Source organism: Bradyrhizobium sp. (assembly GCF_035701725.1).
Classification (GTDB): domain Bacteria; phylum Pseudomonadota; class Alphaproteobacteria; order Rhizobiales; family Xanthobacteraceae; genus Bradyrhizobium.
This window is the reverse complement of sequence record NZ_DASSRP010000396.1, coordinates 1-13,343: the sequence shown is the minus strand read 5'-3', so window position 1 is coordinate 13,343 and position 13,343 is coordinate 1. Positions and strand designations below refer to the sequence as shown.

The 13,343-nt window shown below is 63.8% G+C and carries 16 protein-coding genes; 8 read left to right on the top strand and 8 right to left on the bottom strand.

The features are described from left to right. On the bottom strand, nt 1–499 hold a 499-nt coding region (locus VFL62_RS23915; RefSeq protein WP_325174865.1), incomplete at its 3' end, for a MarR family winged helix-turn-helix transcriptional regulator. A gap of 342 nt (nt 500–841) precedes the next feature. Here VFL62_RS23915 and VFL62_RS23910 point away from each other — a divergent pair. The 4 genes from VFL62_RS23910 (at nt 842) to VFL62_RS23895 (ending at nt 4,435) form a co-directional block, all read left to right on the top strand. Continuing rightward, nucleotides 842–1,921, top strand: coding sequence for a branched-chain amino acid aminotransferase (locus VFL62_RS23910; RefSeq protein ID WP_325174864.1), 1,080 nt, complete (start codon nt 842–844; stop codon nt 1,919–1,921). Nucleotides 1,922–2,111: 190 nt separating this feature from the next. Continuing rightward, entirely contained in the window at nt 2,112–3,611 is a 1,500-nt protein-coding gene (gene hisS, locus VFL62_RS23905) for a histidine--tRNA ligase (protein WP_325174866.1), read from the top strand. Nucleotides 3,612–3,714: 103 nt separating this feature from the next. After that, nucleotides 3,715–3,918: a tautomerase family protein gene (locus VFL62_RS23900; protein WP_025590867.1), complete on the top strand. Its 204-nt coding sequence runs from the start codon at nt 3,715–3,717 to the stop codon at nt 3,916–3,918. A gap of 121 nt (nt 3,919–4,039) precedes the next feature. Further along, nucleotides 4,040–4,435: a thioesterase family protein gene (locus VFL62_RS23895; RefSeq protein ID WP_325174863.1), complete on the top strand. Its 396-nt coding sequence runs from the start codon at nt 4,040–4,042 to the stop codon at nt 4,433–4,435. 148 nt (nt 4,436–4,583) lie between these two features. Here VFL62_RS23895 and proC read toward each other — a convergent pair whose 3' ends face one another. Further along, nucleotides 4,584–5,411, bottom strand: a complete 828-nt coding sequence (proC, locus tag VFL62_RS23890; protein WP_325174862.1) for a pyrroline-5-carboxylate reductase — start codon at nt 5,409–5,411, stop codon at nt 4,584–4,586. 148 nt (nt 5,412–5,559) lie between these two features. Beyond that, nucleotides 5,560–6,060, bottom strand: coding sequence for a YbjN domain-containing protein (locus VFL62_RS23885; protein WP_325174861.1), 501 nt, complete (start codon nt 6,058–6,060; stop codon nt 5,560–5,562). 427 nt (nt 6,061–6,487) lie between these two features. On the opposite strand from VFL62_RS23885, the gene VFL62_RS23880 reads away from it, so the two are divergent. After that, nucleotides 6,488–7,018, top strand: coding sequence for a 6,7-dimethyl-8-ribityllumazine synthase (locus VFL62_RS23880; RefSeq protein ID WP_325174860.1), 531 nt, complete (start codon nt 6,488–6,490; stop codon nt 7,016–7,018). A 194-nt stretch (nt 7,019–7,212) separates the two neighbouring features. Further along, entirely contained in the window at nt 7,213–7,620 is a 408-nt protein-coding gene (locus tag VFL62_RS23875; protein WP_325174859.1) for a hypothetical protein, read from the top strand. Between the two features lie 83 nt (nt 7,621–7,703). On the opposite strand, the gene VFL62_RS23870 is transcribed toward VFL62_RS23875, so the two are convergent. From VFL62_RS23870 to lgt, 5 genes are all read right to left on the bottom strand, one after another. Next, nucleotides 7,704–8,657 (bottom strand): ribose-phosphate pyrophosphokinase, encoded by a 954-nt coding sequence (locus VFL62_RS23870; RefSeq protein WP_325174858.1) that lies wholly within the window; start codon nt 8,655–8,657, stop codon nt 7,704–7,706. A gap of 183 nt (nt 8,658–8,840) precedes the next feature. After that, a complete protein-coding gene (locus tag VFL62_RS23865) occupies nt 8,841–9,485 on the bottom strand; it encodes a hypothetical protein (RefSeq protein ID WP_325174857.1) in 645 nt (214 codons plus the stop codon). 147 nt (nt 9,486–9,632) lie between these two features. Further along, a complete protein-coding gene (gene pgeF / locus VFL62_RS23860) occupies nt 9,633–10,400 on the bottom strand; it encodes a peptidoglycan editing factor PgeF (RefSeq protein ID WP_325174856.1) in 768 nt (255 codons plus the stop codon). A gap of 234 nt (nt 10,401–10,634) precedes the next feature. Then, nucleotides 10,635–11,768, bottom strand: coding sequence for a class I SAM-dependent methyltransferase (locus VFL62_RS23855; protein ID WP_325174855.1), 1,134 nt, complete (start codon nt 11,766–11,768; stop codon nt 10,635–10,637). Continuing rightward, nucleotides 11,765–12,613 carry a prolipoprotein diacylglyceryl transferase gene (lgt, locus tag VFL62_RS23850; protein WP_325174854.1) on the bottom strand — a complete coding sequence of 283 codons (849 nt, stop codon included), beginning with the start codon at nt 12,611–12,613 and terminating at the stop codon, nt 11,765–11,767. The genes VFL62_RS23855 and lgt overlap by 4 nt, the downstream gene beginning before the upstream one ends. Before the next feature lie 168 nt (nt 12,614–12,781). Here lgt and VFL62_RS23845 point away from each other — a divergent pair, with 168 nt between their 5' ends. Further along, nucleotides 12,782–13,042 (top strand): accessory factor UbiK family protein, encoded by a 261-nt coding sequence (locus VFL62_RS23845; RefSeq protein WP_325174853.1) that lies wholly within the window; start codon nt 12,782–12,784, stop codon nt 13,040–13,042. 35 nt (nt 13,043–13,077) lie between these two features. Then, on the top strand, nt 13,078–13,343 hold a 266-nt coding region (locus tag VFL62_RS23840; protein ID WP_414644827.1), incomplete at its 3' end, for a YdeI/OmpD-associated family protein.

Here is a 13,343-nt window from a genome sequence, read left to right as displayed (position 1 = left end):
CCGGATCGTCGCGATCGATCATCGCGCGCAGGAATTGCTTCACCGCTTCGAGCCCGGCCGGCTCGATGCCGCGCAGCGCGCGGTTAAGCCGCTCGGTCTGTAATCCTGCGAGCTTGGTCACCAGCGCCTCGCCCTTGGCGGTGGCGAAAAGAAGGCGCTGGCGCCGATCGTTGTTGCCGGCCTTCTGCACGATGTAGCCTTCATCGAGCAGTTGCTTGAGCACGCGCCCGAGCGACTGCTTGGTGATGCGCAGCACATCGAGCAGGTCGGCGACCTTCAGGCCGGGATAGCGATAGACGAAATGCATCACGCGGTGATGCGCCCGTCCGAATCCGAAGGCTTCCAGCTCGTGATCGGCGTCGCCGACGAAATCGCGATAGGCGAAAAACAGGAGCTCGATGACGTCCCAGCGCAGGCTGGCGGGGGCCGCAGCCGAACGTGGCTCGCTGGCTTTCACGCCGGCGGCCGTGGATGCGCCTGATAAAATTATGTCAGCCATATTGACGTATCTTGGGTTCAATGTTACAAAACCATCGCCCGTGACGAAATATTAGGTCGTTTCAAGCGGGCGGTGATGCTATCGGCGCCGGCCAATGAAGGCCGGAAGGCAACCGAGCCTTCGATTGGGGTGACCCTACGATTGTCGAGCGGCATTTCGGCAAACATACTGGACTTCCGCGCCTCACAAAAGCATGTCCTCGGATGTGCCGGGTGGACGACTTGCCGCAAGGCGGGTGGCGGAGGGTCCGGATCCATCGCGCTGGCAAGCCCGGCAACAGGCAGACCGGGCCACCAGCGGCAGCGCCGGTCCACCAGCGACGAGAACAATGGAAACGAGGCAATGAGTTTGAAATTCGATATTCGGCCGACCCCACATCCGACGCCCGAAAAGGAGCGCGCGGCCAAGCTGGAAAATCCGGGCTTCGGCCGCGTTTTCAGCGACCACATGGCCATCGTCCAATATACCCAGGGGCAGGGCTGGCACAGCGCGCGGATCGAATCGCGGGCGAACTTCCCGCTCGATCCGGCCGGCGCCGTGCTGCACTACGCGCAGGAGATCTTCGAGGGCCTCAAGGCCTATAAACGCGACGATGGCGGCGTGAACCTGTTCCGACCCGACGCCAATGCGAAGCGCTTCCAGGATTCAGCCGAACGCATGGCGATGGCGAAACTGCCCGAGGACGTCTTCATCGAGGCGGTCGAGCAACTCGTGCGCATCGACCGGGCCTGGATTCCCGGCGGCGAGGGCAGCCTTTATTTGCGGCCGTTCATGATTGCGAGCGAGGTGTTCCTCGGCGTCAAACCGTCCGCCGAATATATCTTTTCCGTGATCGCCTCGCCGGTCGGTTCCTACTTCAAGGGGGGGCCCGCGCCGGTCTCGATCTGGGTGTCGGAGAATTACACGCGCGCGGCGATCGGCGGCACTGGTGCGGTCAAGTGCGGCGGCAATTATGCCGCAAGCCTGCGCGCCCAGGCCGAAGCCATCGAGCACGGCTGCGATCAGGTGGTGTTCCTCGATGCGCTCGAACGCCGCTACGTCGAGGAACTCGGCGGCATGAACGTCTTCTTCGTGTTCGACGATGGCGCGATGCTGACGCCGCCGCTCGGCACCATCCTGCCCGGCATCACCCGCGACTCCATCATTGCGCTGATGAAGGATTCCGGCACCAAGGTGCGCGAGGAAGCCTATTCGATCGACCAGTGGCGCAAGGATGCCGCCAGCGGCAGGCTGAAAGAGGCGTTCGCCTGCGGCACCGCCGCCGTGATCTCGCCGATCGGCAAGGTGTGTTCGGCCAGCGGCGATTTTTCGATCAGCGGCGGCGCAGCCGGTCCCGTCGCCATGGGCCTGCGCAAAAAGCTGGTCGATATCCAGTACGGCCGCACCAACGATCCGCATAACTGGATCAGGAAGGTGTTGTGAGCTCTTCCCCTCTCCCCTTGTGGGAGAGGGTGCCGAGCGAAGCGAGGCGGGTGACGGGTGTCCTGCTGAGCCAAACCCCTCATCCGGCTCAATCTGCCTGCGGTCGATTTCGCCACCTTCTCCCACAAGGGGAGAAGGGAAGGAAGCAAGGTTGCCGCCCCGCGTTTCCGCTGATACCAACGCGCGCATCATGGCCGACAAACCGAAAAAGCCGCAAAAGCTGAAAGCGCGCCTGCCGCGCGGGCTCGAAGACCGTGGTCCCGCCGCGATCAACGCGACGCGGCAGATGGTGGAGAATATCCGCGCCGTCTATGAGCGCTACGGTTTTGAGCCGGTCGAGACGCCCGCGATCGAATATACCGATGCGCTCGGCAAGTTCCTGCCCGATCAGGACCGGCCGAACGAGGGCGTGTTCTCGTTCCAGGACGACGACGAGCAGTGGCTGTCGCTGCGCTACGACCTCACCGCGCCGTTGGCGCGTTATGTCGCAGAACGCTACGGCACCGAAAACCTGGTGCTGCCTTATCGCTCCTACCGTTTCGGCTACGTCTATCGCAACGAAAAGCCGGGACCCGGCCGCTTCCGCCAGTTCATGCAGTTCGACGCCGACACGATCGGCACCGCGGCCGGCGGCCAATCGAGCGCGGCGGCCGACGCCGAAATGTGCATGATGGCGGCCGACACGATGGAAGCGCTCGGCATTCCCCGCGGCTCCTATGTGGTGAAGGTCAATAACCGCAAGGTGCTCGATGGGGTCCGCGACGCGCTCGGCATCGCCGACGACGGCCAATGGCTGACGGTGATGCGCGCGGTCGACAAGCTTGACCGGCTCGGCATCGCCGGCGTGAAACAATTGCTCGGCGAAGGCCGCAAGGACGAGTCCGGCGATTTCACCAAAGGCGCTGGATTGAAGGACGCGGACATTGCGCTCGTGGTTTCGTCGGTCGAGCAGGGCGATGGGCCGATCGACCCGCGATTGCAGGACAGCAAGATAGGCCAGCAGGGCCGCGAAGAGCTGGACGACATCGGCAGGCTTGTCGCGGCATCCGGCTATGGCTCGGATCGAATCATGATCGATCCCTCGGTGGTCCGCGGGCTCGAATATTACACCGGCCCGGTGTTCGAGGTTGAACTCCTGCTCGACACCAAAGACGAGAAGGGCCGCCCGGTGCGGTTCGGCTCGGTCGGCGGCGGCGGACGCTATGACGGCCTGGTCTCGCGCTTCCGCGGCGAGGTGGTGCCGGCGACCGGATTTTCCATCGGTGTGTCGCGCCTGCAGGCCGCGCTCACGCTGCTAGGCAAACTCAATACGCGGCCCGAGTCCGGACCCGTGGTCGTCACCGTGTTCGACCGCGACCGTGTCGCCGACTACCAGAAGATGGTCGCTGCCTTGCGCAATGCCGGCATCCGCGCCGAGCTCTATCTCGGCAACCCCAAGAACATGGGCAACCAGCTCAAATATGCCGATCGCCGCAACGCGCCGTGCGTGATCATTCAGGGTTCCGACGAGAAGGCGAAAGGCAAGGTGCAGGTCAAGGATCTCATTCTCGGCGCCGGCCTCACGTCGACCGAAGACCGCGACGCGTATCTGAAGAAGCAGGCCGAGGCGCAAGAAGAGGTCGACGAAAGCGATCTGGTTGCGGCCGTGCGCAAAATACTGGCACGGCATGCGGTAACGTGGCTCAGCTGAATTCGCGACGGCCGGGCTTGACCCGCGCATCCATCTCTTCAAAAAATGCCCGGCCCGCCAACAGGACGGGTCGCGACAGCGAACGAAACATAAGGAGTCTGGGATGCCCGAAATCACCGTCAGCATGGCCGCTGGCCGCACCGACGAACAGAAGGCCGGCATGATGCGCGACATCACGCAGGCGCTGGTCAAGAACCTCGGCGTCGACGCCGACGCTGTCGTGATCCAGATCAACGAGGCGCCGCTCGCCCACAAGATGAAGGGCGGCAAAACCTTCGTCGAGCGCGCCGCCGCCGCGAAGAAGTGACGCGCAGCGTCATTCCGGGGCGCGCATCGCGCGAACCCGGAATCTCGAACCTCATATCGAGATTTTCGGATCGGTCCGTGTGCCACGGACCGTCCGGAATGAGGGACAAGCAGGTGATCCCATGGACGCACGCGACGTCATCAAGATCGGCATGAGCGCCGAACGCAGCCTGATCGTGCCGAGCGAGCGCACGGTCGGGCATTTCGTTGCCGGCATGCCGATGGTCTATGCGACGCCAATGATGATCCTGGAGATGGAGCTGGCTTCGGCCGACGCCATCAAGCCATGCCTCGAGCCGGGCTGGGTTACGGTCGGCACCGAGGTCGACATCCGCCATCTGGCCGCAACGCCGGTCGGCACCACCGTGCGCACCATCGCGCGGGTGGTGGCGGTGGAGCGGCGGGTGATCCGGTTTGAAGTCGAGGCGTTCGACGAGAAACGGCGGATCGGCGAGGGCCGTCATGCCCGTGGCCTCGTCAATATCGAGGCGTTCACCAAGCAGTTCGGACAGACGTAATGCTCGTCGTCATTGCGAGCGCCAGCGAAGCAATCAGATAGGTCCTGTCATTCCGGGATGGTGCGTTGGCACCAGACCCGGAATCTCGAGATTCTCCGATGTGCAATTGCACATCGTCCTTCGCTTCGCGCCCCGGAATGGCCGACGGTCACTTCGCCAGTTCCTTGGAGCGGCGCGTTGCGGCCGCGACCGCGCGCGTCATCAACGCGCGCAATCCGTCTTCGCCCATCAAGACCTCTAGTGCTGCCGCCGTGGTGCCGCCGGGGGACGTGACGTTCTGGCGCAGCGTGGCGGCGGCAAGCTCCGAGCGATGCAACAGTTCGCCGGAGCCGGCGACGGTTTCGCGCGCCAGCATGATCGCGAGCGCCTCCGGCAAACCTGCGGCGATGCCGGCGCGCGCCAGTTCCTCGGCGAGCAGGAACACGTAGGCCGGGCCCGAGCCGGAGACGGCGGTCACAGCGTCGATCAGGCCTTCGTCCGTGACCCATTCGACCGAGCCGGTGGCGCGCAACAGGCCGTCGGCGACCTCGCGCTGCGTGGCGTCGACGTCTGCAGCGGCCACCGCCACCGTGATGCCGCGGCCGATCGCGGCCGGGGTGTTCGGCATGGCCCGCACGATGTGGCCGCCCAGCACTTCGCCGAGCGAGGTGATCGTCATTCCCGCCATGATCGAGACCACGAGCGTCGCCGCTTCGAGATAGGGTTTCAGCGCCGGTCCCGCCTCGCGGAAGGCCTGCGGTTTCAATGCCACCACGAACGCCGCGACGGTTCCGCACTGGTGCGGCGAGGCGTTGAGGCGCACGCCTTTGACCAGATGGCTGCGGATATCATTCGAGGGCTGCGGCTCGATCACGACGACGCGGCGCGGGTCGAGGCCGCGCGCCAGCCAGCCCGACAGCATGGCTCCGCCCATCTTCCCTGCGCCGGCGAGCACAACGGTGCCGTTGATCTGAGCGAGAGGCCGAACGCCGGTCATTGCGATTTCCCCGAGTGGATTGCTCTCGGCAACATATTCGTCATGGCCGGGCTTGTCCCGGCCATCCACGTCTTTTCTTTGTTCAATTGAAGCAAGACGTGGATGCCCGGACCAGGTCCGGGCATGACGACCGAGATATGGGAAGGCCTTACGCCTCGCCCTCGGTGTCGAACATCGCCGCCGTCATGGCTTCGGCCGCGGTCTTGCCGGCCCAGACCACGAACTGGAACGCCGGATAATAGCGCTCGCAGGCGTGCAGCGCGCTGACCAACATGGTCTCACACTGCGCGGTGGACGCCTGGCTGCGGCCGGGCAGCACCAGCGCCTGGCGGTACATGATCATGCCGGTGTGGGTCCAGATATCGAAATGCCCGACCCAGAGCTGTTCGTTGATCGCCGCGATCAGCCGCTGCACTTCGCTGCGGCGGGCTTCCGGAATCTTCATGTCGAAGGCGCAGGCCAGATGCAGCGCCTCGATCTCGTTCATCCAGGTGAAGGAAAGCTGGTAGTCGGTCCAGTTGCCTTTGGAGACGATCGTTATCTCGTCTTCGCCGGAGCGTTCGAACGCCAGGTTATTGTCGGCGGCGACGTCCTCGACGATTGCAAGAGGATTGTTCGGGGAATCGATGATGCCTTCGAGGAGGGACATGCCGTCTCGACCTTGCCTTTTCAAATTCGGATACGAGCGATACGCGATACGGCACGCCGACATGCGCCCTGATCGCGCGCCGTGGCGGCTCGCACGCCCCGATGATCCTTTCGCATCGGGATCAGGGCTTGCCGGGACGAAGTGATGTGATTTGCGGAATCGGCGCAACGCCGCGGTGAGTCCATCCACAGGCTTGGGCCAAATCGTCCACAACTCTTCGTGCGCGTTAACTTTTGCGAGGAGAACAAATCGGAATCAGAATCTTCCGCTGGTCAAATCGTTAACTTTTGATTCCTCGGGAACTGCCGCGCCGCGCCGAGCCGGCCTGGACCGCCTCATCGGTTCTTGCTGCCGCTGCCGCCGCTCGCCATATTCGCCGCATGGGCCGTGTTCTTTCGCGAGCCGCACGCCGTGAAACGAGGGAAATATGAATCAGACGTCGCAGGAAGGCGCGGGCGAAATCGGCAACTTCGCCACTCAAGACGCGGTTGCCCATCCGCGCTTTGCGAAACCGCAGCGCGTCGCCTTCGTGCAGTCGGCCTGGCATCGCGACGTGGTCGCCGAGTGCCGCGAAGCTTTCCTCAAGGAGATCGAGGCGCGCCACATTGCCCGCGCCCATATCGACGTGTTCGAGGTCCCCGGCGCCTTCGAAATCCCGCTGCATGTGCAGCTTTTGGCCAAGACGCGCCGCTACACGGCGATCGTGGCGGCGGGCCTCGTGGTCGACGACGAGTACATCGCCGAGACGGTGATCCGCGCGCTGATGGAGGTGCAGTTGCGTACCGAGATTCCGGTGTTCTCGGCCGTGGTGACGCCACAGCAGTTTCGCGAAACGGCGGATGCGGATTTCCTGCGCCGGCATTTCGCCGCCAAGGGGGTCGAGGTCGCGGAGGCCTGCGCCAACACGCTGCTGAGCCTGGAGCGGCTGCGCGGACAGGTCGCGGCGGGCATCGTCTAGACCGACCCCCTGGTCCAGGAATGAGACAGAGTTTGACGCGCGCCGCCCCGGCGGGCGCGACGTTTTGCCCGGTTTCCGGTTAAGATTACGTCTTAACTAAAAATTAAGGATGGGTTTGCCGGGGCCCGGACCACCGCCTAGCGTGCCCCCAAAGACCGCGGCTGACGGTCGTAACAGTAACGGGTGTGTGCGTCATGAAGGCCAGAACCTACGGAATCCTCGTTGCATCCATCGGCGCGATCGCGCTGACGGTTGCCACGACCGAGACTTACGCCGCCTCGCGCGGCGCGCATTTTTCTTCCCATCGCCTGGCGGGGCACGCGTTCCGGCATCATCACCGAGGCCAAGACGGCTTTGTCTGGGCTGACGGCGGCTACTTTTATGGCCCGACCGGCGATGCCGTGGTCGACGGCGCGCCGCTGACCGGCGAAATCCGCAATTCGAACGCCAGCGATGATATTCCCTGGGATTGGGCGCATCGCTACCCGCCGCTGCTGGGTCCCTCGGGCCGGCCCTATGTTTCGAGCTGCGGTGCTGAGACCGTGACCGTCCCCGACGGCCGGGGCGGGACCGGACAGGTCAACATCACGCGTTGCTACTGAGAAGCCGAGAAGGGTTGTTGCGCGAAGCGGATACCCGCTTCGCGTCCGAACTTGATTCAATCAGGACAGGCTAGGTTAGGCGCTCAATCGAACAGGCTTGAAACCGACTCTTCGGCGGCGGTGCGGCCGATCGCTTCGGCGATCAGGGCCGAGATCGGCAGGGTGCGGATGTTGGGCGCCTTGATCACCGCTTCGGTCGGCTGGATCGAATCGGTGATGACCAGTTCCTTCAGCCGTGAAGAGGTGACGCGTGTGACCGCGCCGCCCGAGAGCACGCCGTGGGTGATATAGGCGTAGACTTCCTTGGCGCCGTTGGCGATCAGCGCGTCGGCCGCGTTCACCAGCGTGCCGCCGGAATCGACGATATCGTCGACCAGGATGCAGGTGTAGCCGGCGACATCGCCGATCACGTTCATCACCTCGGATTCGCCGGCGCGCTCGCGCCGCTTGTCGATGATGGCCAGCGGGGCGTTGATGCGCTTGGCGAGGCCGCGGGCGCGCACCACGCCGCCGACGTCGGGCGACACCACCATCACATTGCCGAGCTCGAAGCGTTCGCGGATGTCGCGCACCATTACCGGCGAGGCATAGAGATTGTCGGTCGGGATGTCGAAGAAGCCCTGGATTTGTCCGGCGTGCAGGTCGAGCGTCATGACGCGGTCGGCGCCGGCGTGGGTAATCAGGTTCGCGACCAGCTTGGCGGAAATCGGCGTGCGGGGACCGGCCTTGCGGTCCTGGCGGGCGTAGCCGAAATAGGGCACCACCGCGGTGATGCGGCGGGCGGAAGCCCGGCGCAGCGCATCCGTGATGATCAAAAGTTCCATCAGGTGGTCGTTGGCGGGGAACGAGGTCGACTGGATCACGAACACGTCGGAGCCGCGGACGTTTTCCTGGATCTCGACGAAAATCTCCATATCCGCAAAGCGGCGGACGATCGCCTTCGTCAGCGGCAGGTTCAGCGTGTTGGCGATGTCCTTCGCCAGCGCCGGATTGGAATTGCCGGCAACAAGCTTGATCGAGCCGTTCTTGGCCGACATCAATAATTCTCCCCGCGCCTTGCTGGAGACCACGTTCAGCATATCGCAAACCCTACGAAAGCGCGTTCCGATAAGCTGGTAGTTATCAAGCGCGTAGGCAGGCTGGCAACCCGTCCGCGTGGTTTTCCCGGGCAAAAATGCCCATTTCCACGCGGCTTTGGCTAATAGCGCGTATAGCAGAGCCTAATAGCTCGTGTAGGCGAGGGCGCCAGCGGCAATTTCGCCCGCTTGCGGCGCCGTCAGATCGTCGGCGCTGGCGACAGCCGGGGCGCGCCGAGAGGGCGTCGCAGGAAGCGCAGGTTGCGGCGCATCCGCCGGCGGGGTTCCATTGATCATGCCGGACAGGCCCGACAGGCCCGCTTGCGCGATCTTGCGCAGCACCAGATCGTCCGCCGCGGTCCAGGCGTCGCGCCCGGCCTTGCCGGCCGGCTCCTCGCCGGAAAGCCGCAGCGCCCGCTGCTGGTTCTGGTCGTAGACGTCCCAGACCCAGGCGATGGTGGTGCGTCCGTGGCTGACTTCTGCGGCGAGATAGCCGCGCACGCGGTAGGCGGCGCTGCCTTCGCGGGACACGATCGACAGGCTGCGCAATTTGGATTCGCTGTCCAGCATGTTCACCATGCGCTCGAACACCTGCGGTGGTGGGCCGTCGATGGACTCGAAGGCGATCGTCGGACCGCTCGTGCTGTTGCCGGCCATCGCGAAGGAATTGTTCGCTGATCCCCCGGCGCAGCCGCCGAGCGCGCAGGCGACCGCAAGCAGAACCGTGGCCATCGCGGCACGCGGTGCAATCCGGAAAACGCGAAACAGGATGACGGATAGATCGCCCATTCGCCAAAGCGATATCGTTAAAATCCATTAACGTCTAGGGCAGGGATACCACAACGCGAACGGCGATGCGCGTTCTGTTCACTGTTGGAGCTTGATCGGTTCGAACGCGATTTTTCGCATTAGCGTTAGCGCTCAAGAACTATGGCGTCAGCGTTCAAGAACTATGGCGTGAACGTGGCGGCCGTAGTCCGCTTCCTTGCGATGCACGGAGCGGCGATAGCTGAAAAAACGATCGTCGGAATAGGTGTCGATGCCGGTGTCGTCGACCAGCAGCACGCCGGCATTGGCAAGCCGCTGGCGGATGAAGCCGGCGAGATCGAACATTGCGTGGCCGTCGCGCGCGGCGGGTGCGAAGTAGCGCGCATTGTCCGCGTCAGTCGCGATGAAGCGTTCGACGAATTCGTTGCCGACTTCATAAGAGTGCTGGCGGATCAAAGGCCCGACCGCGGCGACGACATTGCCGCGATCGGCGCCAAGCTTTTCCATCGCCTCGACCGTGGCCTCGATCACCCCGGTCAGTGCGCCCTTCCATCCCGCATGCGCCGCGCCGATCACGCGGGCTTTGGCGTCGGCGAACAGAATGGGACCGCAATCGGCGGCGGTGACGCCGATCGCGAGACCTTCGGTTGCGGTGACGATGGCATCGGCCTTCGGACGGCGCGCGGTTTCCCACGGCTTCGAGGCGGTGACAACATCAGGCGAGTGAATTTGGAACACGGTGAGGAGGCGCTCGGGCGCAACGCGCAGGCTTGCCGCCATCCGCCGGCGGTTTTCCGCCACATGTTCGGGATTGTCGCCGGAGCCGACGCCGCCGTTAAGGCCGGCGTAAATCCCTTCGGAAACACCGCCGTCGCGGCTGAAGAAGGCGTGGCGCAGGCCGGGAATGGCCGCGAGCAGGGGAGATTGTAGCGTCATTTCGCGCACCTCTTTATCCCTCCCCCGCGAGCGAAGCGAGTGTGGGGAGGATGGCGCGTCGTGAGCGTAAGCGAACGGCGTGTCGGGTGGGGGAGTCTGTTTTCTCGAAAATCTCCAATAGAAAAGATTGTCTTGTTGAACCCCCACCCCTGCCTTTGCTTCGCTTCGGCCTTCCCTCCCCACAAGGGGGCGTGAAAAGAAGGCCGCGGGCCGCCAGAAGCAACGTGTCGTGTGTCATGACGGTTTCGCTTCAGTCTTGTCGTCGGGCGTCTCGTCGGCAAAGCCGGCCAGCGTCGTCATGCTGGGCTCGGAGATGCCGAGCACCTTGAACATCTGTCCCATGCCGCCGCGGCCGCCGCCAACCAGCCGTTTCAACGCGCTGGCAACGTCTTCGGCGGCCTCGCGGGTGGCCTTCGCCATCAAATTCACCGCACGGGTCTCGATCCCGAGCCGCTTGAGGAAATCACCTTGCGGCACCGGGCCGTGCACGCCGGCGCCGAGGTCTTCGGCGGCGCGCACCAGGGCCTGGAAATCGACATGCGCGGTGACGTCGGCTTGTCCTGGATTTTTCAAGGGGTCTGCAAAACTGTGCCGGGCGATCGCCTGGAACGTGTCGCCGGCATCGCTGCGGATATGGCCATAATCGATGATCAGCGCGGCGCCTTCCTGATCGCGGACGCGGCTTGCGATCTTCATGATCTCCGCATCCGGCCGCCATTCGAACACCGCACCGATCGGAGCCTCGCGCACCCAGGACGGCAGCAATATCTCGAAACGCGGGATCGGATCGCTCGCCATGCCGAAGACGAGCTTGCCGCTGTCGTCGAGTTCGACCGTGCGCTCGTGCCAGCCGTTCTCGGCCCTGACCGCCTGATGGATCGGCAGCACGTCGAAATATTCGTTGGCGAAGATCACCGAGGGTCCGTCGGGCACGTCGTCGATGCTGTCGTGCCAGGTGATGTTGCGCGAGCCCGTCAGCGCCGCTTTCTGCTTCTCGCGCAGCACCGGATTGACCTCGACGAGGTGGATGCTGAGCGCCTGATACAACGGCGGCAGCACCCGCAGCGCCCGCAGCGCGTCCGCCATCAGCGTGCCGCGGCCGGGGCCGATCTCGATCAAACGCAACAGCGGCGGTGAATCGATCGCCTTCCACACCGAGGCGGCCCACAGCCCGAGCAATTCGCCGAACATCTGGCTGACTTCCGGCGCGGTGATGAAATCGCCCTCGCGCCCGAGCGGATCCTTCGACAGGTAATAGCCGTGCTCGGGATGCATCAGGCACAGCTCCATGTAACGCCACACCGGGAGCGGGCCGGACGATTTGATCAGCTTCTTGATTTCCGCAAGGAGCGGGGACGTATCTGTCACGAAAGTTCCTGAACTGTTGCGGTCTTGGCCGCCTTGCGGCGCTTGGCCGCTGCAATAATGATAGCTCCGGCAATGATCATGGGCACCGAAAGCAGCATGCCCATGGTGAGCCCGCCCCACAAAAATCCGAGCTGCGGATCGGGCTCCCTGAAAAATTCACCGATGATCCGCGCAATACCATAGATCGCAATGAAGCTGCCGAGGATCAAGCCCGGCCGCTTCAGCGCGCCCATGCGAATCATCACGGCCAGAATGGTGAACAGCACGATGCCTTCGAGCGCAGCCTCGTAGAGCTGGCTCGGATGGCGCGGGATCGGCCCGCCATTGGGAAAGACCATCGCCCAGGGCAACGCGGGGTCCGCGGCGCGGCCCCACAATTCGCTGTTGATGAAGTTGGCGATGCGGCCGAGAAACAGCCCGATCGGTCCGACCGCGGTGACGATGTCGCCGAGCGACAGGATCGAGATGTTATTGCGCCGTGCAAACAGCATCACGGCGGCGACGCAGCCGAGAAAGCCGCCGTGAAACGACATGCCGCCCTTCCACAGCTCGAAGATCTCGGCCGGGTGGGCCAGGAAAAACATCGGATTATAGAACAGCACATAGCCGGTGCGGCCGCCGACGATGATGCCGATCGTCACCCACAGCACGAAATCGTCGAGCTGGGCGAGGGTGACCGGCGCAGGCCCGGCCCACAGTTTCTCATTCTTGATCAGCGCGCGCGCGTAGATCCAGCCGATGACGATGCCGCCGATATAAGCGAGCGCGTACCAGCGCACGACGAAGGGACCGATCGCAAAAGCGACGGGATCGAAGACGGGAAAGGCGATGGTCAGCAGGGGCATTCGCAGGTCGCGGGCTGGTGGCGTGACTGTAGCCAGCTTCTAGCACCAGTATCCGCCTTTGCCAGGCACTTTTGCGAGATGAATCAAAGCCAAGATGGGCTTGTGTGGAACGCAATGGATCGCCATTGTGCTGTCAACGACTGTGCGGACCGTTCAGGGAGGTGAGGAATGACCCAGACCAACAATCGGTTTTTCGACGAGATCGGGCGTTTGATGAACGATGCCGCCGGCGCCGCCCAGGGCGTCAAGCGCGAGGTCGACACTTTGATGCGCAACCAGGCCGAGAAAATCCTGCGCGACCTCGACGTCGTCAAGCGCGAGGAGTTCGAGGCGGTCAAGGACATGGCCCGTCTGGCGCGCGAGGAGAACGAAGCGCTGAAGGCGCGCATTGCCGCTCTTGAGACCAAGCTCGGCGGCAGCGCGTCGTGACGCCGGCGAACTGAAGTTTCCTGGCTGCTGGCGCCATGGCAAAGACCAAGCGCGACCTGCCCGTCATCGCGTTCAAATCGCAGGTGGCGTGGCACGACTGGCTCGCCTCGCAAGCGGTGGATTGCAAGGGCGTTTGGCTGAAGCTTGCCAAGAAATCTTCCGGCATCGTCAGTGTCTCAAAGGCGGAAGCCGTCGATACCGCGCTTTGCCACGGCTGGATCGACGGCCAGCTCGACAGCTTCGACGATCAACATTCGCTAGTGCGCTTCACGCCGCGCCGTCAGACCAGCAAATGGTCGGA